21 protein-coding genes are annotated in these 18628 nt (G+C 61.3%); 8 read left to right on the forward strand and 13 right to left on the reverse strand.

The window, feature by feature from the left end:
- Positions 1-38: 38 nt before the first annotated feature.
- Positions 39-704 (reverse strand): arylesterase, encoded by a 666-nt coding sequence (locus tag RAE19_RS17300; protein WP_430962556.1) that lies wholly within the window; start codon positions 702-704, stop codon positions 39-41.
- On the opposite strand from RAE19_RS17300, the gene RAE19_RS17305 reads away from it, so the two are divergent.
- On the forward strand, positions 703-1389 hold the full coding sequence (locus tag RAE19_RS17305; RefSeq protein ID WP_313876040.1) for an ABC transporter ATP-binding protein: 687 nt from the start codon (positions 703-705) through the stop codon (positions 1387-1389). The two genes, RAE19_RS17300 and RAE19_RS17305, sit on opposite strands and share 2 nt — an antisense overlap.
- A 115-nt stretch (positions 1390-1504) precedes the next feature.
- Here RAE19_RS17305 and RAE19_RS17310 read toward each other — a convergent pair whose 3' ends face one another.
- Positions 1505-4333 carry a CHASE domain-containing sensor histidine kinase gene (locus RAE19_RS17310; RefSeq protein ID WP_313876041.1) on the reverse strand — a complete coding sequence of 943 codons (2829 nt, stop codon included), beginning with the start codon at positions 4331-4333 and terminating at the stop codon, positions 1505-1507.
- 141 nt (positions 4334-4474) lie between these two features.
- Here RAE19_RS17310 and rlmB point away from each other — a divergent pair, with 141 nt between their 5' ends.
- Positions 4475-5275, forward strand: a complete 801-nt coding sequence (rlmB, locus tag RAE19_RS17315) for a 23S rRNA (guanosine(2251)-2'-O)-methyltransferase RlmB (RefSeq protein WP_313876042.1) — start codon at positions 4475-4477, stop codon at positions 5273-5275.
- A gap of 41 nt (positions 5276-5316) precedes the next feature.
- On the forward strand, positions 5317-5637 hold the full coding sequence (locus tag RAE19_RS17320; protein WP_313876276.1) for a hypothetical protein: 321 nt from the start codon (positions 5317-5319) through the stop codon (positions 5635-5637).
- 20 nt (positions 5638-5657) lie between these two features.
- On the opposite strand, the gene RAE19_RS17325 is transcribed toward RAE19_RS17320, so the two are convergent.
- The 6 genes from RAE19_RS17325 to RAE19_RS17350 form a co-directional block, all read right to left on the reverse strand.
- Entirely contained in the window at positions 5658-6254 is a 597-nt protein-coding gene (locus RAE19_RS17325; RefSeq protein WP_313876043.1) for a chromate transporter, read from the reverse strand.
- Positions 6251-6865 (reverse strand): chromate transporter, encoded by a 615-nt coding sequence (locus RAE19_RS17330; RefSeq protein WP_313876044.1) that lies wholly within the window; start codon positions 6863-6865, stop codon positions 6251-6253. Before RAE19_RS17330 ends, RAE19_RS17325 begins: the two co-directional genes overlap by 4 nt.
- A gap of 9 nt (positions 6866-6874) precedes the next feature.
- A complete protein-coding gene (locus RAE19_RS17335) occupies positions 6875-7699 on the reverse strand; it encodes a metal-dependent hydrolase (RefSeq protein WP_313876045.1) in 825 nt (274 codons plus the stop codon).
- Positions 7696-8604 (reverse strand): esterase/lipase family protein, encoded by a 909-nt coding sequence (locus RAE19_RS17340; RefSeq protein WP_313876046.1) that lies wholly within the window; start codon positions 8602-8604, stop codon positions 7696-7698. The genes RAE19_RS17335 and RAE19_RS17340 overlap by 4 nt, the downstream gene beginning before the upstream one ends.
- Before the next feature lie 21 nt (positions 8605-8625).
- Positions 8626-10785: a 3-hydroxyacyl-CoA dehydrogenase NAD-binding domain-containing protein gene (locus RAE19_RS17345; RefSeq protein WP_313876047.1), complete on the reverse strand. Its 2160-nt coding sequence runs from the start codon at positions 10783-10785 to the stop codon at positions 8626-8628.
- 73 nt (positions 10786-10858) lie between these two features.
- The gene (locus RAE19_RS17350) at positions 10859-12064 is read right to left on the reverse strand and encodes an acetyl-CoA C-acetyltransferase (RefSeq protein ID WP_313876048.1); all 1206 of its coding nucleotides are present in this window, start codon (positions 12062-12064) and stop codon (positions 10859-10861) included.
- A gap of 128 nt (positions 12065-12192) precedes the next feature.
- Between RAE19_RS17350 and RAE19_RS17355 the strand changes: the two genes are divergently transcribed.
- Both RAE19_RS17355 and RAE19_RS17360 read left to right on the forward strand, forming a co-directional pair.
- The gene (locus RAE19_RS17355) at positions 12193-13356 is read left to right on the forward strand and encodes an acyl-CoA dehydrogenase family protein (RefSeq protein WP_313876049.1); all 1164 of its coding nucleotides are present in this window, start codon (positions 12193-12195) and stop codon (positions 13354-13356) included.
- Between the two features lie 45 nt (positions 13357-13401).
- Positions 13402-14175 (forward strand): sulfite exporter TauE/SafE family protein, encoded by a 774-nt coding sequence (locus RAE19_RS17360; protein ID WP_313876050.1) that lies wholly within the window; start codon positions 13402-13404, stop codon positions 14173-14175.
- Between the two features lies 1 nt (position 14176).
- Here RAE19_RS17360 and RAE19_RS17365 read toward each other — a convergent pair whose 3' ends face one another.
- Genes RAE19_RS17365 through RAE19_RS17375 form a run of 3 tightly spaced genes read right to left on the reverse strand, consistent with a single transcriptional unit; the run spans position 14177 to position 16481 of the window.
- On the reverse strand, positions 14177-15301 hold the full coding sequence (locus tag RAE19_RS17365) for a HupE/UreJ family protein (RefSeq protein WP_313876051.1): 1125 nt from the start codon (positions 15299-15301) through the stop codon (positions 14177-14179).
- Positions 15298-16149: a tetratricopeptide repeat protein gene (locus RAE19_RS17370; protein ID WP_313876052.1), complete on the reverse strand. Its 852-nt coding sequence runs from the start codon at positions 16147-16149 to the stop codon at positions 15298-15300. Before RAE19_RS17370 ends, RAE19_RS17365 begins: the two co-directional genes overlap by 4 nt.
- A gap of 8 nt (positions 16150-16157) precedes the next feature.
- Positions 16158-16481, reverse strand: a complete 324-nt coding sequence (locus tag RAE19_RS17375; protein ID WP_313876053.1) for a hypothetical protein — start codon at positions 16479-16481, stop codon at positions 16158-16160.
- 64 nt (positions 16482-16545) lie between these two features.
- Here RAE19_RS17375 and RAE19_RS17380 point away from each other — a divergent pair, with 64 nt between their 5' ends.
- The 3 genes from RAE19_RS17380 (at position 16546) to ybgC (ending at position 17720) form a co-directional block, all read left to right on the forward strand.
- A complete protein-coding gene (locus RAE19_RS17380; RefSeq protein WP_313876054.1) occupies positions 16546-16728 on the forward strand; it encodes a hypothetical protein in 183 nt (60 codons plus the stop codon).
- 114 nt (positions 16729-16842) lie between these two features.
- Positions 16843-17313: an SRPBCC family protein gene (locus RAE19_RS17385; RefSeq protein ID WP_313876055.1), complete on the forward strand. Its 471-nt coding sequence runs from the start codon at positions 16843-16845 to the stop codon at positions 17311-17313.
- Positions 17313-17720 (forward strand): tol-pal system-associated acyl-CoA thioesterase, encoded by a 408-nt coding sequence (ybgC, locus tag RAE19_RS17390; protein WP_313876277.1) that lies wholly within the window; start codon positions 17313-17315, stop codon positions 17718-17720. Before RAE19_RS17385 ends, ybgC begins: the two co-directional genes overlap by 1 nt.
- Here the strand turns inward: ybgC and RAE19_RS17395 are convergent.
- Positions 17717-18238 carry a hypothetical protein gene (locus RAE19_RS17395; protein WP_313876056.1) on the reverse strand — a complete coding sequence of 174 codons (522 nt, stop codon included), beginning with the start codon at positions 18236-18238 and terminating at the stop codon, positions 17717-17719. The two genes, ybgC and RAE19_RS17395, sit on opposite strands and share 4 nt — an antisense overlap.
- Positions 18235-18618 (reverse strand): hypothetical protein, encoded by a 384-nt coding sequence (locus RAE19_RS17400; protein WP_313876057.1) that lies wholly within the window; start codon positions 18616-18618, stop codon positions 18235-18237. Before RAE19_RS17400 ends, RAE19_RS17395 begins: the two co-directional genes overlap by 4 nt.
- Positions 18619-18628 lie beyond the last annotated feature (10 nt).

Raw genomic sequence — 18628 nt, forward strand, 5'->3', positions numbered from 1 at the left:
ATGGCCGCCCGATCCCGGACAACCTCCCCAAGTGCACGTCATTTGAGGAGGTTTTTTATTGCCGGCCACATGGTGTTCAGAATCGTGGGGTGGGCTTCTTCCCGCGGGTGAATCCGGTCCGCTTGAAACATGGCCGCAGCGTTGGGTCCATCGGCCACGCCTTTGAGTAAAAACGGCACCAAGGCCGCCTTCGTGCTCTTGGCAACCGTGGCAAAGGTCTCGCTGAATCGTTTGGTGTAATCCTGCCCGTAGTTGGGCGGCACCTGCATCCCTGCCAATAAAACTTTGGCGCCCGCCTGTTGGGCTGCGCGTGTCATTGCGGTCAGGTTGTCTTGGGTCATGGTGAGGGGCAGGCCGCGCAGTGCGTCGTTCCCCCCTAACTCGATAACCACCACGGTGGGCCTGTGCTGGGCCAACAGCGCGGGCAGGCGCGAGCGCCCTCCGGAAGTGGTGTCGCCGCTGATGCTGGCGTTCACCACGGTCGCGGCCAGCTTTTCCTGACCCAAGCGCTGCTCCAGGAGTGCCACCCAGCCGGTGCCGCGTTTGAGGCCATATTCGGCACTCAAGGAGTCGCCCACAATCAGGATCTTGGCGCCGTTGGCTGCCCGGGGTGCTGCATCCTTTGCCATCGCCGGGTTTAGCCCTGCAAAAGAGGCCAGAATGAGTACCGCGATACAGTGTCTACGAACTAGAGAGAGCCCCATGAGTGATTCCATTATTTCGGTTGAGCATGTTTTCAAGGCGGTGACTGATTCCACCGGCACGCTGGAGATCCTGCGTGACATCGATTTTGCACTCAATACCCGTGAGACCGCAGCCATTGTGGGGGCATCGGGCTCCGGCAAGAGCACCTTGCTCTCCATCATTGCGGGCTTGGATACGCCGACCGGCGGCACCGTACGGGTCGCCGGGCAAGACATTTTTGCCCTGGATGAAGACGCCCGTGCCGCACTGCGCGCCCGCCAGGTGGGTTTTGTGTTTCAGAGCTTTCAGTTGCTGGGCAACCTCACCGCGTTGGAGAATGTCATGCTGCCCCTCGAGCTCGATGGCCGTAAAGACGCCCGATCTGCGGCAACCGAAATGCTCTCCCGCGTGGGCCTGTCGCAGCGCTTGAACTCCTACCCCAAGGTGCTGTCCGGCGGCGAACAGCAGCGGGTGGCGCTGGCCCGTGCGTTTGTGGTCAAGCCCGCAGTCTTGCTGGCCGATGAACCCACCGGCAGTCTGGATTTCGCCACCGGCGAAAAAATCATGGAGCTGATGTTTGACCTCAACCGCGAACAGGGCACCACACTGGTATTGGTGACGCACGACCGCAGCATTGCTGCCCGTTGCGACCGGCGGATTTTGATCGAAGCCGGCAGGGTCGCCCCCGAGGCAGTAGCCGCCTGATGGGCGGATTTTGCGCCTACACGCCCCGCCGCGTAAGCGCCCACGACGGCAGCATTTTGCTATAAAAAATATAGCGTATTGCGCAGATCAAACGTGCGCTAGAGCCCGATTTTCCTTAAATGTCCCCTTGGGGGATCTCGATAGACACCACCGTGCCTGACTGCGGTGTGCTTTCAATGCTGAGTCGGGCCTTGTGCAGGTCTGCAATCAATTTGGCGGTGCTCAAACCCAGCCCGAAGCCCGGGTGTTTGCCCGAACTGTCTGCCCGGTAGAAGCGCTCGAAGATGTGCTGTTGCACCTCGTGGGTCATTCCTTGGCCGTGATCTTGCACGCGTATCCGCACACCACCCGGGTTTTCAGCGTCTTCGCTCAGCGGCCCTACGGTCAGGGTGACTTGCGTACCCTGTGGGCTGAAGGCATAGGCGTTGTGCAGCAACTCGTTGACCGCCGTGGTGATCGCGACCGGGTCGACACGGCACCAAGGGATCGGGTCGTGGTGGACTAGCACCGGTGGCTCACGCCCCTCGGGCAGGTCGAGAAGGCGCGCGGCAGTGGCACACAGGGCCCCGAGGTCGGTGTTGCGGGTGCGTTTCACGTCCAGGCCGTTCAGATCCATTTCAGACAAGTCCAGCATGCGCTGCAGCAAATGGTTTAAGCCCTGGGACTTGCGCAAGATGTGCTGGCCCATCTCTTTCGCCATGGCGGCACTTTGCTCACGCGTGGCCAGCAGGTCTGCGTAACCGTGAATCACGGTCAGTGGGGTGCGGATTTCGTGGGCCGCAAACGACATGAATTGCGACTTGGAGCGTTCGAGTTGTACCTCCGGCGTGGTGTCGTGCAGCAGCACGATGGTGCTCAGCTGGGGGTCTTCAAACGCATGGATGCGCATGTCCAGGTAGCGGGCAGGCAAGTCTGGCCGGGCCGGCACCAGATCCCGGTACACATGGTGTTGCTTGTGGTTGCGCACGCTCAGCATGCTCTGGGTGACGGACAGGGCCTGGGCCTGGGCGAGTTGAAAATTGCGCCCGATATGGCGTGCCACCGTCACATAGCTCTGCCGATCCTCCCCGGCGGCCAGGGCGATCAGCTCGAACCCTTTGTCATTGCCCAGTACCAGCAGGCCGTCGGCATCAAAGCCCATGTAGCCCTGATTGGTGGCCTCGAGCACTGATCGCAGTTGCACCGATTGCTGCTCCAAGCGGAGGTTGGTTTGCTGCAGCGCGGCGTCTGTGGCCTGCAGTTCCCGGGTGCGCCTTTCCACGGCAAGGGTGAGCAACTGGGTAGAGCCGCTGAGCACTAGGCTGGCTGCGAGCGTCACCCAGGTGAAAAAGATGCCGACTGCCATTGCCAGAAACGGGGTTTTGCTGAGTTGCTGACGCCAGAAGTGGCCGCTAGGTTGGGCCTCGAAGCGGTATTGGCGGTCGCTGAACGACAGCACCTCGGCACTGGGCCCCGGTGCCGGCAGCGCCAACAAGGGCCAGGTGTGCAAGGGGTTGCGGATCGGTGGGGCCAGCACGGTGCTGTCTTCAAACAGGAGTTGGCCGTTGGCAGACGGCGTTTGGTCCACAAAGCGGTAGGCCACCACTTCCGGGCCGCTTGCGCTGCCATCTGGCACTCTGAATTGGCTAAATCGCAGTGCGGCAATCACGCTGCCCACCAGGCTCTCCATGCGCAACACCGCCACAGCAAACCCGACCGGCAAGCGCGTGCCGGCCCCGGGCGCCGCGTCGTAAAGTGGGCTCAGGTACAGCGCACCCCAAGACTTGCCATTCTCTTGGGCGAGCTGGACCCGGGCCGTTGTGGCGGGCCGGCCTGTGGCAATCGCCTGGTCGATGGCGTCGCGGCGCACCGGGTTGGCATGGATGTTCAGGCCTAGCGCTGGTCGGTTGAGCTCGAGCGGGGCGATGTGCTCCACTGCCACATAGAAAGCTGCCTGCACGCTGGGCACCAGAGTGCCCTCTGCCGTGCGATCCCGCAAACCAGCGTCCGTGCCATAGGCCTTGCGAAGGCGGGCCTCGAACGGCGCGCGGCTTGCATCGGCAACCAGCGGGTTCCAGCTCAGGGCCTGCACATGGGGAGCGCCGGCGCGGATGGCGGCTGCCATGTCTGCAAAATCGTCGGGTTGCGTCCGCAAGCTGGTTCGCAAATGGCTTTGCAAGATACCTACTGAGGTTTCGACACTGTGCAAATCGGTGGTGATACGTTGGGCGAGGGCGGTGTTGGAGTCTTGCAGGCGGGCTAGAGTCAAGCGCTCATCGGTCCACAGCGCCCGTGCGGTCAGCGCCAGTGTCAAGCCGGCGGCCAATCCGACCAAGAAGGTGACGCGCCATTTGCGCGCTTCACGCCAGCTGTCATCCTGGAGCCAAAGAATGGTCATGGGCAACACAATCGCAATGCCCGCCCATTCAGGTAACAACAGGGCCGCCGCCTGCAGGCCCCAGTGGCTGACCGAGGGGGCGGCGGGCAGAAAGACCAGACCCAGCAGATACACCCCGGTGCCGATACCGGCACCCAGTAAGCCAGCGCCGGCAATCTGCATGCTCTTGCGCAAACGACGCAATTTGCTGGGCAAAATTTGCAGGACCAGCACCGCCAGCCTTGCCACTTCGGTCTGGATCACCAGCGCGGTGGCCCCCAACGCGGCCAGCCAGAGTGCCTGGTGATCGGGGCTGCCGTCGTTCAGGCACAAGTCCCAGGCAAAGCGAGCGAGCCACAAGCCGGGTAGCACTTGGCGACCGCACATCAGCGCAACCGCGACCGCCACCCCCGCTGCCGCTGAGCCCGCAACCGGGAGGGGATGCGGCAGCGCAAACAGCAGGTGCATGAGCACCGCTACCACCAAGTAGCTCAATGCGCACACGCCATTAGCGGCCCATAGGGGCAAACCCATGAGCCAAGCAGCGGGCTTACTCACCGAGAGCGCGGAGATACCGGAGTGGGGCATGAGTTTTATTTTAAATTTTTATCACATTAAAACATTTTAAATAATAAAAATGAATCTTTTTCTGTTGAAATTCTGCGAGCGTGTTCGGAGCGTCAGGCGGCGATGCGAAGGCATTCGGGCGGCACCCCCGATAATCGGGGGATGTCATCTCCCAAAGTTCTATTCGGCTTTCACGCCGTCGGTGTGCGTTTGAAGACCGCGCCAAAGTCCATCGTTGAAATTTATTACGAGCCCACCCGCCGTGATGCCCGCATGCGCCAGTTTCTGGAGCGGGTGGCTGAGGCAGGCGTCCGTGTGATTGAAGCCGATGGCATGCGCCTAGCCAAACTCGCCGGCAGCCACGGCCACCAAGGTGTGGCCGCGCGGGTGCATGAGCTCAAACAAGTGCATTCGCTGGATGAACTGCTCGAAAACCTCGAAGCCGCCAACGCCGAACTCCCGCCGGAGCAACGTACCCAGCCCCTGATTTTGGTACTGGACGGCGTGACAGACCCCCACAACCTGGGTGCCTGCCTGCGTGTGGCTGATGGCGCCGGCGCCCACTGCGTGATTGCCCCCAAGGACCATGCCGCCGGCATCAACGCCACGGTCGCCAAGGTTGCCAGCGGAGCGGCTGAGACGGTGCCGTACTTCATGGTGACCAACCTGGCGCGCACGCTCAATGAGCTGAAGGAGCGCAACATCTGGATCATCGGCACCAGTGACCAAGCCCCCAGCAACCTGTACCAGGCCGATCTGAAAGGCCCGGTCGCCCTGGTGCTGGGTGCCGAGGGCGACGGCATGCGACAGCTCACTGCCAAGACGTGCGACCAGTTGGTCAGCATTCCGATGCAAGGCGCGGTGGAGAGCCTGAATGTGTCTGTGGCGAGCGGCGTGTGCCTGTACGAGGCGCTGCGTCAGCGCACTGTGGCAGCCCCTGCATTTTCAAAACCGGGAGTGTGACGATGTTTGCTACTAAATTGAGAGCGGCTTGCGCAGGTTTAATGGGGGCTGCGCTCCTATTTGGCTTGACCGCCTGTACCCAGGAGCAACAAAACAAGTTGGGTCGCGAGATCCAGAACTGGACTGGCACCAATGGCGTGTTGGAGTTCTATGCCGGGGACAAGCTGGTGCGTCGCTTCATCAAAATCGACAAGCTCAGTACCGCCATGGGAACCGACGACGGCAAGCCACGGCCCTACCGCTTTGGCTATGGGGTACTGGACGAAAACCTGAACTTCACTGCGGACAGCGGCGAGAAGAAGGTGTATTTCGAGATCAGCGACTACGGCTCCAACTACCTGTTCTTTGAGAACCCGCGCTGAAACTAGCCTTCAATCCGGCCTTAAATCCAGCCCATCCACCCGGCCAGGGCACCTGCACCCAGCAGCCATAGCAAGTGGATCTTGGTTTTCCACACCAAGAGGGTGCTCAACGCCGTAACGGCCCAGAGCGCCAGGTGGTGGGTATCGGCCTTGTGGTTGGCGGCCAGAATCCAGCCGGTGGCCACCAGCAGCGCAATGACCAGGGGCGCCATGCCCTGCTTGAAGGCGCGCACGGCGCGCAGCTCCCGGTTGCGGTGACCCCATCGGGACGCTGTGAACGTGAGGATGCTGCTAGGCAGCATGATGCCCAGCATCGACAAAAACACGCCCAGCATGGCCAAGCCCAAGCCATACCACCCGGCGCCGAGGCCGCCCGCGGCGTTGAGGCCGATAGTCCAGCCCAATAGCGGCACAAACAAAATATTGGGCCCGGGCGCCGCTTGCGCGAGCGCAATGCAGTTGCTGAACTGCTCGGCGTCCAGCCAACCCTTCTCGACCACCAGAAAGCGCTGCATATCGGGTGCCGTGGTGATGGCGCCGCCCACCGCAAGTAGCGAGAGCGAGGCGAAGTGCGTAAAGAGCTCGAACCACTGGGCAGCGGTCAGGGTGATGCTCATGAGGCCTCCTTTTGGGCCGCTAGATGGCCCAGGCATCGGTAGGCCCAGATACACCCCAAGCCGCCCAAGCCCAGCAAGACCCAAATAAGGGGCACGCGCAGCAAAGCCACGGCTACAAAAGTGGCAGCCATTAATGCGAGGCAGGCGCCGAGGCCCATGACATTGCTTTTGAGGGCCGGCACCAGGCGCAGGCCGGCGGCGATGATGAGTCCGGCCGCTACCGCGCCCATACCGCGCAGTGCGCCTTGGGCTTGCGGGTTATCGGCCACACCGGCAAAGGCGGCGGCCAATACCAGCACCAGAACCAGCGGAAAGCTTAGCATGCCCGCCACACCGGCCAGCGCGCCGCGCCACCCGAAGTAGCGGTCGCCCAGCATCAGTGAGAGGTTCACCACATTGGGGCCGGGCAGGATCTGGGCCACGGCCCAGTCTTCCACAAACTCTTCGGCGGTGAGCCATTGTTTGCGATCGACGAGTTCGCGCTGGGCGACTGCGAGCACGCCGCCAAAGCCCTGCAGGGCGAGCAGCGAGAAAGAAATAAACAGATCCGTTTTGGAGCGGGGCGCCGCGCGCGGAGTGGGGCTTGGGGTGGTAGTCGGGCTAGGCGGCATGCAGGCGGGTTAGGTGGGTTGCCCCACCACAGTGAACTGGGCGCTATTGTCGCGCAGCCACTGTTCCGATCGGGCGCCATCCTGCTGGCCCGGGTGAAAGTCTTCGCGCAAATACTCGCGCCATTGCGCGCGGTTGCTGCTTATAAGCCCCCGGGTGCCAAACAAAAAGCTGGCAGCACTGCGCCAGGTGCTCCAGCGGAACAAGGCCTTGTCGTGCCAGAGGTTGCGCACGGTTTGCCGCGCCACATCGCTGAAAAAGGTGATCGTGATGTAGCGGAACAGGCGCAACCGCCATTCATGGTTGCCACCGATCGCGTGGTACACATCAAACGCGGTACTGCGGTGTTCACTTTCTTCAGCGCTGTGCCAGAGCCACAGGGTTTTGAGGCGCTCTTCGCTGCCCTCCAGGGCCTCGGGGTGGCTCAGCATCCAATCAGCAAAGATGGCTGTCAGATGCTCGGTGGCCGCCGTGGCCGCCACATGGATGCGGACATCGCGGTGGGCATTGGCCTCCAAGCGCCGGGTGGCGCGTCGCTCCAGCGCATTGTCAAAACCCTGCTGGGTCAGTTGCGCATTGAACAGGCTGTGGATGCGGCGGTGGGTGGCCTCTTGGCCCACAAAGCCCTGCACCTCGGTGGCAAAGCGTGCACGCTGGTCCTCGGGCAGGGTTTTGAGGCCGGCGCGGACCGAGTCCATAAAGTACTGCTCACCCAGCGGGAAGCTCATGGACAGCGCATTAAAAAACGCACTGCGAAATGCGTCGCCCCCATTCCAGCGCACCGCAAACGGGGTGTTGAGGTCGATCAGAATTCTGCGGACAGTCAGGTCGGTCATATGGTGGCCTCAGAGGGTGTGGGTTGTGCGGGCAAGTCGCGGAGCTGGGTGGCCACCCAGTCCATCACGGCAGGTGTGCTCACCATTTGCACATGGCCTATGGCGTCGAACACGACCGGCTCCACACCGGGCAAGACCTGTGCCCGCTGGGGAAACACAATGTTGTCTTGCGGGGTGAGCGCAATCCGGATCAAGGCACGCCGATCAGGGGTTTCAGATTCCGCCAGGCCTTGCAGCCAGGCGCTGTCAAACAGCATTTGGCGGCCATTGGGTGTCGTGGCTTTTTTGGCGGCTTTGGTGCCGGCATGGGGCGTCCCTAGCGTCAGGACACGGGCCACCCGCTCACTGCCGTGTTGGCGCATCCACGCCCGAATCGCCAGGCCGCCCATGCTGTGGCCGACCAAGGCCACCTGTGTATGGCCGCTGTGCTGCAACAGCTGTTGAACCGACTTCTCGATGTGGGCCGCATAGTGGTCGATCGAGACAAACAAAGGCTCCAGATTGATCGCCAGCACGGTGTGCCCTTGGGCCTGCAGGCGGGGGGCTACATCGTCCCAGAGGCGGTGATTGCACAAGTAGCCATGCACCAGCAACACCGGCACCCGGGTGGGGCCCGGGTCAGCAGGTAGCAGGGGCGGGCGCTTGTCAGCCCAGGGTTGGCGCAGCACAAAGGTGCGGAAGTTGGCAACGGTCTCGCCCCACCAAGCCCGGTAAAACGCGCCCGCCGGTTCCGCCGGGGCACGGCTTTTCAGCATGGTGTAGGCCGTGCTCAGCACCACGGCCAGCCACGGCAAAAGCACGGTGGCAATGAGCATATCGCCCGTAGCTCCATGCCAGAGCATGGCCAGACCCACGCCGGTAATCACCAAAGCGAGTAAAAAACGTTGCAGCAGTTTGGCGAGCATGGGTAGGTGGTTTTACGGTTGTCAGTACACCGGCTGGAAGCGCCGGATGGCGGCCCGCACATCATCGCTCAAGGCAAAACCGCCTCCGAATTGTGTGGCCAAAGCGGCCGCCCGCGCCTCAAATGTGTCGATGCCCATGCCGTAGATGAACTGCATGGCGCCACCGGTCCACGCCGGGAAACCGATGCCGAAGATCGAGCCGATGTTGGCATCGTGCACGCTGGTCAGCACGCCCTCGGCCAGGCAGCGCGCTGTCTCCACCGCTTGGCGGTAGAGCAGGCGGTCTTTGAGGTCGGTGATGTTCCACGCGACATCGGGCTTTTCGAACAGACCTTTGAGTTCGGGCCAGAGGAACTTCTTGGCACCTTTCTCAGAGGGGTATTCGTAAAAGCCCGCACCACCGGCGCGGCCGGGGCGGTTGTGCTGCTTCACCATTTTCTCGACCACGCGTTCACCGGGTGTGGCGATATAGGCCTTGCCCTCGGCCTCAAAGTCTTTTTTGGTCTGGTCCATCACGTGCAGGCTCAAGGTGAGGGCGGTTTCGTCCAGCACGGCCAAGGGGCCCACCGGCATGCCGGCCTGGATGCCCGCGTTTTCAATCGCCGCAGCGGGAATGCCTTCGCCGAGCATGGCTGCACCTTCCATCACAAAGGTACCGAACACGCGGCTGGTGAAGAAGCCCCGCGAGTCGTTCACCACGATGGGGAATTTGCCCAGTGCTTGCACGTAGTCAAAAGCGCGGGCCACAGTCTCATCGTCCGTGGCTTTGCCTTTGATGATTTCGACCAGCTTCATCTTGTCGACGGGGCTGAAGAAATGGATGCCAATGAATTTCTCGGGTTTGGCGCTGGCTTTGGCCAGTCCGGTAATCGGCAAGGTAGATGTGTTGGAGGCAAAAAATCCACCCGGGGCCAAAAGCGGCTCGGCCTCTTGGGTGACCTTGGCTTTGAGTTCGCGGTTCTCAAATACGGCTTCGATGATCAAGTCGCAGCCTTGCAGGTCGGCCACGCTGCCGGTGGGGTGGATCAGGTCCAGGATCTGTTGCTGGGCCTCGGGCTTCATGCGGCCCTTGTCCACACGCGCTTGAGTGATTTTGGCGCTGTAGCTCTTGCCGAGGTCTGCCTTTTCCTGGCTCACGTCTTTGAGCACGGTGGTGATGCCTTTGCTGGCCTGGCTATAGGCAATGCCCGCGCCCATCATGCCGGCGCCCAGCAGGCCCACCTTGGTGGGTTTGAAGCGCGGCACCTCAGCTGGGCGGCTCTGGCCGCTCTTGATGGCATTCAGGTTGAAGAAGAAGGTGTTGATCATGGCCTTGGCCTGTGGGCCGGACATGAGCTTGGCCAGATACCGGCTTTCAATGCGCAGCGCGGTGTCGAGGTCCACCTGCAAGCCCTCGACCATGCAGGCGATGATGGCTTCGGGAGCGGGGTAGAGGCCCCGGGTGTTTTTCTTGATGACAGCAGGCGCAATCGGCAACATGCCTGCCACTGCCGGGCTGCTGGGCAGGCCGCCGGGCACTTTGTAGCCTTTGGCTTCCCACGGGTGTTGGGCTGTCGGGTTGGCGGCAATCCAAGCCAAAGCCTTGGCGCGCATCTCGCCTGCGGCGTCGGGGCCGGGCGCTACCAGCTCGTGCACCAGCCCCAGGCCTTTGGCCTCGGTGGGGTTGAAGGTTTTGCCTTCCACCAGATAAGGCTGGGCGCCCATCAGCCCCAGGTGGCGCGTCATCTTGGTCACGCCACTGGCACCCGGCAACAGGCCCAGAGTGACTTCGGGCAGGCCGAACTGGGTTTTGCGGTCGTCCACGGCAATGCGGTAGTGACCCACCAAGGCAACCTCCCAGCCGCCACCCAAGGCCGTGCCATTGAGCAGGCTGACCACCGGTTTGCCCAGGGTCTCAATGGTGCGGAAGTTACGCTTCACCCGTTCGATTTCTTCAAAGATGCGCGGTGCGTCCGCCGGGGTCAGGCGCATGGCCGCTTTGAGGTCCGCGCCGGCGAAGAAGGTGCTTTTTGCTGACGTCAGCAGGATGCCGGTGATGCTGTCTTTGTCCTGCAGCACCTGTGCGGCCACGGCATCCATGTCCTGCTGCCATTGCAGGCACATGGTGTTGACGGGGGAGTCCGGTTCATCAAAGGTGATGGTCGCAATACCGTGGTCCAGGGAGTAGCGGATGGTTTTCATGATGTGGGTGAAAATGCTATAAATTTAGGAGCTTCTCGCGCAATATCAACGGGCACTAGAGGCTGAAAAGGCTTCAAAGTCTCTCGACGATGGTGGCAATGCCCATGCCGCCGCCCACACACAAGGTGGCCAGCCCGTAGCGCAATTTGCGGCGGTGCAACTCGTCAATCAGCGTGCCCAGAATCATGGCGCCCGTAGCCCCCAGCGGGTGGCCCATGGCAATGGCGCCGCCGTTTACATTGACCTTGTCGTGCGGCACCTTCATCTCTTTCATGAAGCGCATCACCACGGCGGCAAAGGCTTCGTTCACTTCAAACAGGTCGATGTCGTCCACCGTGAGCCCGGCTTTGGCCAGCGCCTTGCGCGTGGAGGGCATGGGGCCGGTGAGCATGATGGTGGGGTCTGCGCCGCTCAAGGCCGTGGCCACAATGCGGGCGCGCGGGGCCAGGTTGTGGGCTTTGGCAGCGGCTTCATTGCCAATGAGCACCGCGGCAGCACCATCCACAATGCCCGAAGAGTTGCCGGCGTGGTGCACATGGTGAATGCGCTCCACCTGCGGGTAGCGGGTGAGCGCCACGGCGTCAAAGCCCATGCCGCCCATGTCACCAAACGCAGGTTTGAGGCCGGCCAGGCCTTCGAGCGTAGTGCCGGGTTTGATGAACTCATCGCGCGCCAGAATGGTCTGGCCCAGGCTGTCTTTGACGGGCATGACTGAGCGGTCGAAATAGCCGGCAGCTTGTGCCTTAGTGGCGCGGCGTTGCGATTCCAGCGCATAGGCATCCACATCAGCGCGGGTAAAGCCTTCCAGCGTCGCGATCAGGTCGGCGCCTATGCCTTGGGGCACAAAGCAGGTCTGGCTGTTGGTTTCGGGGTCCATGGCCCAGGCACCGCCGTCGGAGCCAATAGGTACGCGGCTCATGCTTTCCACGCCGCCGGCCACCACCAGGTCTTCCCAGCCGGAGCGCACTTTTTGCGCAGCCATGTTCACCGCCTCCAGGCCGGAGGCACAGAAGCGGTTGATCTGCACCCCCGCGCACTGGAAGTCCCAGCCGGCTTTCAGCGCAGCCACTTTGGGCAGCACAGCGCCCTGGTCACCTACCGGGGACACCACGCCCATGACGACATCGTCCACCTGCGCGGTGTCGAACTGGTGGCGCTGTTGCAGGTCGGTGAGCAGCCCTGCGAGCAGGGTGACGGGTTTGACTTCATACAGGCTGCCGTCTTTCTTGCCCTTGCCACGGGGTGTGCGGATGGCGTCAAACACATAGGCTTCGGTCATGGGGTCTCCGGTGTTGTCAGGGGAATTCGGGTGCGCACGCTGGCGCTTGCAAGCTGTTTTGCAGTATATTGTTTTTACCAAGCAAACGCTTTGTAAAAATAACTAATGACTTTCCCTTAGGAGACACCATGATCGAACGCACCCTGTTTACCCCGGACCACGAATCTTTCCGCGACAGCTTTCGCCGCTTCATGGAAAAGGAAATCGCCCCCTTTCATGCAGACTGGGAGGAGCAGGGCTATGTCGCCCGCGAGGTGTGGAACAAGGCCGGCGAGAACGGCTTTTTGTGTATGACCATGCCGGAGGAATACGGCGGCTCCGAGGCGGACAAGCTGTATTCGGTGATCCAGATGGAGGAGCTGGCCCGCGGCGGCTTCACCGGTATCGGCTTCGGGCTTCACAGCGAAATCGTGGCGCCTTACATCCTGCACTACGGCACGCCTGAGCAAAAAGCCAAGTACCTGCCCAAGCTGGCCAGTGGCGAGATGGTGGGTGCGATTGCCATGAGCGAGCCGGCGGCTGGCTCGGACTTGCAGGGCATCAAGTCCACCGCTATCCAGCAGCCTGACGGCAGCTACCTGCTCAACGGCAGCAAGACCTTCATCACCAATGGCTGGCATGCCGACCTCGTGGTGGTGGTGGCCAAAACCAACCCCGCGGCCGGCGGCAAAGGCACAAGCCTGCTGCTGGTGGAGCGCGGCATGCCCGGCTTCAGTGTGGGCCAGCGCCTCAAGAAAATGGGCATGAAAGCCCAGGACACTTCGGAGCTGTTTTTTGACAATGTGCGCGTACCCGCCGAGAACCTGCTGGGCGGTGCGGCCTATGAAAACAAAGGCTTCATTTGCCTGATGGAGCAGTTGCCCTGGGAGCGCTTACAGATTGCCATCGGGGCGGTGTCAGCGTCCCAGGCGGCCATCGACTGGACGGTGGACTATGTGAAAGAGCGCAAGGTGTTCGGCCAGCCGGTGGCCAGCTTCCAAAACACCCGCTATGTGCTGGCCGAACTGCAAACCCAGGTGCAAGTGGCTCGCGTGTTTGTGGACAAGTGCTGTGAGCTGATCGGCAAAGACCAGCTCGACACGGCCACTGCCAGCATGGCCAAGTACTGGACCACCGACCTGCAGTGCAAGGTGATGGACGAATGTGTGCAACTCTTCGGCGGCTACGGCTACATGTGGGAATACCCCATCACCCGCGCCTATGCCGATGCCCGGGTGCAGCGCATCTACGGCGGCACGAACGAGATCATGAAAGAAGTGATCACCCGGTCCATGGGGCTGGGCGGCAAGTAGGCGGGTGGGCGGCTTAGGGGTGCGGCGCACCCGTTAGCGCCGGGAATGGGGCGCCACTATGATCGCCGCATGACGTTTGATGCACTCTTTCTGCTGTCCGGCTTGGCGGCTTTTCTGGTCGGGTCGTCCAAGGGCGGCTTGCCTGCGGTGGGTATGTTGGGGGTGCCTATCCTGTCCATGGCGATGTCGCCAGTTCAAGCGGCACTGCTGTTGCTGCCCATATTTGTGATTTCGGACATGGCCGGTGTGTGGCTGTACCGTCGCGAATTCAGCCGGCCGAATCTGAAGATTTTGATCCCTGCCGGCATCGTGGGGGTGGGGGTCGGTTGGGCGACGGCTTCCATGGTGTCGGACCGCGCGATCATGCTGATGATTGGCTTGGTAGGCGTGGGGTTCTGTCTCAACCTCTGGTTGCGGGACCAGACTGCAACCGTTGCGCAGCCACCGCACCTGGCCAAGGGCTGGTTCTGGGGGACTCTGGCGGGGTTTACCAGCTTCATTTCCCATGCGGGGGCGCCGCCGTATCAGGTGTACATGTTGCCGCAGAAGCTGCCCAAGGCGGCGTTTGCCGGCACGTCCACCATTGTGTTTGCGGTGATCAATGCCGCCAAAATCATTCCATACCAAAACTTGCGGCCCTATTCGACGGCATCGTTGCATTACGCCGCGTGGCTGGTGCCGTTTGCGCTGGTGGGGGCGCTCGCAGGGGCCTACCTGACACGGCGTTTGGCTGACCAATGGTTCTACCGCATCGTGCAGGTGAGTCTGTTTGTGGTGTCGGTCAAGCTCATTGCCGATGCGGTGTGGATGGGGGCGTGACCTACGTTGCCATCCACTGAATATCAAAAGCCCGCTCGATAAACCACACCAAAGCCAGTAACAAGGTGAGTACAGAGCCTCCAATAAACACGCCTTGCTTATAAAAGCGCGTCTTGCGCATGACGTAGGCGAGTGGCAAGAAGACCGCCACGATGGCCAGCTGCCCCAGCTCCACGCCCACGTTGAACCCGACCAGGCTTAAGACCAGGGCATGGCTTGGTAGGCCCAAGTCTGCCAGCACACTCGCAAAGCCAAAGCCGTGGATCAGCCCGAACACAAAGGCTGCCACCCACCGCCGCTCGCCGACCATCGGGTAAATGTTATTCAGTGCCGCCAACACTACCGAGAGTGCAATTACCGACTCTACCCATCGCGAAGGCAACTCAATCAACTGCAAAGCCGCGAGTGACAGGGTGATCGAGTGGGCTATGGTGAAGGCGGTTACGACCCACAGTACTTCACGACCCGCATCCCGGAAGCGGGCGACCGGCACCCAGCGCTTTCCCTCCCGCACCAGCACCACAGGCAAAAGCAGTGCTAGCAAGAAAAGAATATGGTCAAACCCGATCCAGATATGCCATACCCCCTGTACCAAAAATCCGCCTAACTGGTGCAGGCTGGAAAGGGCTTTGGGCGTGAACTGCTGCTGGGGTGTTTCCGGCGAAAAGATGGAGGAGGTGGTTTCCCCGTCCAGATCCAGGCGCAGCAGGCCTCGATGCAGGGCATCCACACCAAACAGCAGCCGGTAGTTCACCGACACGTCGGCATCCGCTGCAGGGCACTCCCCCTGCAAACGCATGACAGCATAAGCGCCATCGGTGTGCTCATCAATCAAGTGCTCGGTCACGCGCAGTGGGCAGCGCCCGCCACGCTCCACCGTAAGTGCATTGGTGCTCCAGGCGTCGATTTCGCCGTGTTTGGCTCGTACTTCACCCCACGTGATGTCGCCATCCCCATTTGCATCGAGTCCGAGGGCAAAGTCGATATCGCGCAGTGCAATATCCCACTGTCCGCTGACCTGACTACCGTCTACCTTGAGTGCCAGATAGCTATCGCTGGCTTTGTGGGCCTGTGCCGGTAGCCAGCCAAGGCTCAAGAGCAAAACAAGAATCAAGCGCCACTTCATTTCAGCTCCTTGGCGAGTTGCTTCATCCGGAGGTCTCCAAATTGACTGGCGCTCAACCAGTCCACAACAGGTTGGGCCGCCGGGGCTTGCCGGGCCACCACAGCGGCCTCCAGCAACACCCGTGCATCCCGGGGTTCGCGCTGGTACGCATAGTTTTCCTGGGCCAAACGCAGGGCTGTGGGCGCATCTTTGCGGACCTGTAGCTCGAACCGTGATTCTTCGGCCAAGTGGGTGGTATCGCCCCTTGCGCGGGCCGCGGCGAAGCGGTCGGCCAGCATCTTGACGTGGGCGGCAGCCTTGGGGCTGCCAGTCAGTGTTTCCGCAATAGCAAGGCGGACCAGCAAGCTGTCGGCTGACTCCCAACTAGACAGCAGCTTTACCACGTCAGCAGCTTGGCCGTTGTCCAGCAAAAAGTCGGACCACGCGGCCAGCAAGTAAATGTCGTCCTGACCCAGTGCCAGCGCTTGCTGGTAATGCTGCCGGGCGATGGCTGTCTGCCCTTGCCAAGCAGCTACTTCGCCCATTCTTGTCAGCAGCCACAACTGGCTAGCCGTCGAGCGGGCCTGCGCCAGCGCTTGGCGCAAAGTCTCGTAGCCCGCTGGCAGATCACCGGAGTAGCTTTGGGTTAAGCCCAGGCAGGCGCCGTGCAGGGCGTCGCGGCCGAGTTGCTTTAAGGCGGTGCATTCTTTGCGGGCGGCGCTGTAGTCTGCTTGCACCAGATAAATGGCGCCCCGCCAGGCGTGGGCTTGGGCGTAGCTGGGGTCCAAGGTCAGAGCCCGGGCAAATTCCTGCAGGGCCCCTTGAAAATCATGCCGGTACTGGCGCAATACGCCTTTCAAGGTGAGCAATTCGGGGCTCAGGGGCCGGCAAACGCAGACACCACTGCATCGGCGTAGCCGATGTAGCGCGGGTCACCCTGCGCATTGGCAAGGTCGACGTAGCGCTGTACCAACGCGGCTTGGGTGGCCGGGTCTTTGGGGCTCTGGCTTGCGGAGCTGCGCAAGGTGGCCAGTTCTTTTGCAACCGGGTCTGCCGCACGAGCCGGCAGCTTTTGCAGCACCTGATTGTCGGAGGTCGGGACAAAGGGGGCTGCAATCGCCACCTGACTTACCAAACTGCCTGCGAGGAGAGCAGACCGTATCCATACCGATATATGCATAAGCTTAGGTAAATTTTTCATAAGTGGCGTATATTTAGCAGGCCATCTATTCCGGTGGTTCTAAACCTGTCATTGGAGTCTAACCATGAACAAGATTTTTAGCGTAGTAGTTGCTTCTGTCCTTGCCACAGCCTCTTTCGGCTCTTTCGCTGCCTCCCACGGCGGTGCCATGAAAGACGACAAGAAAATGGAAGAGTGCAAAAAAATGGATGCTAAAGCCGACGACAAGATGAAGGCAGAGTGCAAAGCCATGATGGAGAAGAAGTAAACCCTCTGCGGTGTTTGCTTTCCAAAACGGGCCTTCGGGCCCGTTTTTGTTGGGTGGCTTGCCTCGGTGGAGCGGGCTACACTCGGCCGGCTGCTAGAACTTCCGGAGTCCGCTATGTCGATTTCGTCACCCGCTTACCCCTTGCTGCTTGAACGTACCCTGGCCGCGCCCCGCGCTGCGGTGTGGCGCTGCTGGACAGAGCCAGAGCTCCTGTGCCAGTGGTTTTGCCCGAAGCCCTGGGGCGTTAGCCATGCTGAGATGGAGCTGTTCCCCGGCGGCCGGTTTTTCACCCACATGGTGGGCCCCAACGGGGAGCAGGTGCCGAATCCCGGTGTTTTTTTGAAGGTAGAAGCCGGGCGCCAACTGGTTTTCACCGATGCGTTTGTGAGTGCATGGGTTCCCAGTGCAAAGCCGTTCATGGTGGGTGACATCTCCTTTGCAGATAGCGCAGACGGCGGCACCCACTACATCGCCCGTGCCCTGCATTGGACGGAGTCAGACCAAAAACAGCACGAGGCGATGGGCTTTCATCAAGGGTGGGGTGCCGCTGCCATGCAGCTCGAGGCCCTTGCCGCATCGCTGTGATTACTTTTACTTTTCCGGTCCGGGTGTATTGGGAAGACACCGACGCGGGCGGCGTTGTGTTTTATGCCAACTACCTGAAGTTTTTTGAGCGGGCCCGCACCGAATGGTTGCGTGCAGCCGGCGTGGAGCAGCAGCGCCTGCGTGACGACACCGGCGCCATGTTTGTGGTTGCCGAGGTGCAAACCCGCTATCTGGCACCAGCCCGTCTGGACGATTTGCTGCACGTAACGGTGCAGGTCGAAGAGCACGGTGCTGCCAGCATGGTGATCGTGCAAGAGGCATTTCGGGGCGACCTGTTGCTAGCCAAGGGCAGAATTCGGATCGGTTGTGTGCACGCTGAAAGCCTGCGGCCTTGCCGAATACCGGCAAGTGTTATCAACGCCTTGGCCAGTTCAGGTAACAACTAATCAGATCGCACCGGTGGTGCGTCGGTATGAGACGCTTGAGGTGGGGCAGGGGCATGTGTCATCTTCGATAGGGCGGTGGCCAGCCAAGTTTGTACCAGCTCGGACGCCAAACCACGGGTGAGCAGGGACGGGCCGAGTGCGCTGAGTACGGGATGCCTGAAAGTCCAGCGCCATGGTCGAGCCCATACCAAGGTGGCGCCAAGCGCTAATGCGGTGGCCACGGCAGCTACCGGGTGGCGTTGAACCATCGGACGCACCCAAGCTTGGATGACGTCACCCGCCAATTCGCTGCTGGTGTGCAAGGGGTGTTGTTCCCACCAGTGCCTCAAGCTCGGGCCGACTGCATCCCACAGCATATTGCCGCCAGGCAAGATGGTTTTTAAAGCGTCAAATAGTCCTAAGCTTGCGGCATCGCTGCGTCTGCTGGCATCGCTGGTGCTGCTTGTCGCGAGTGCTGCCCGAAGGCGCTCGCGCGAAATGGTCAGCTTCTCTACGGCACTGAGTGTGGCGTTGTTCATGTCGGCAGACTACGAAGCAAAGCGATATCGGCCTGCGCTTGGCGGCGCAGTTCGGCAAATGCCGGTTCAGTGCGAACGTTCAACAAGATCACGCCACACACTGCCGCCATGACAGCCGGCACTGCGGGTACCGATGCCAGTACCCACAAGGTCTCCGATGGAATTACATTCATTTGGGTGATCCAGAACATCATGGCGACGCCAGCCAGCACTACTGCTACACACAGCAGGCCCAGCATGACCGCACCGAGCAATGCCCGGCGTATCCAAGCGGCGCTTTGGAGGGCAAGCTCGGTGCCGATGAGTTCACTGTAGGCCTGCGCATGGTTGCCCAAGAGCTGTGGCTGGTTGGCGATTAAATGAAATATCGGGTGCAGCATGTTGGGTCTG

It is taken from the genome of Rhodoferax potami (assembly GCF_032193805.1).
GTDB lineage: Bacteria > Pseudomonadota > Gammaproteobacteria > Burkholderiales > Burkholderiaceae_C > Allorhodoferax > Allorhodoferax potami_A.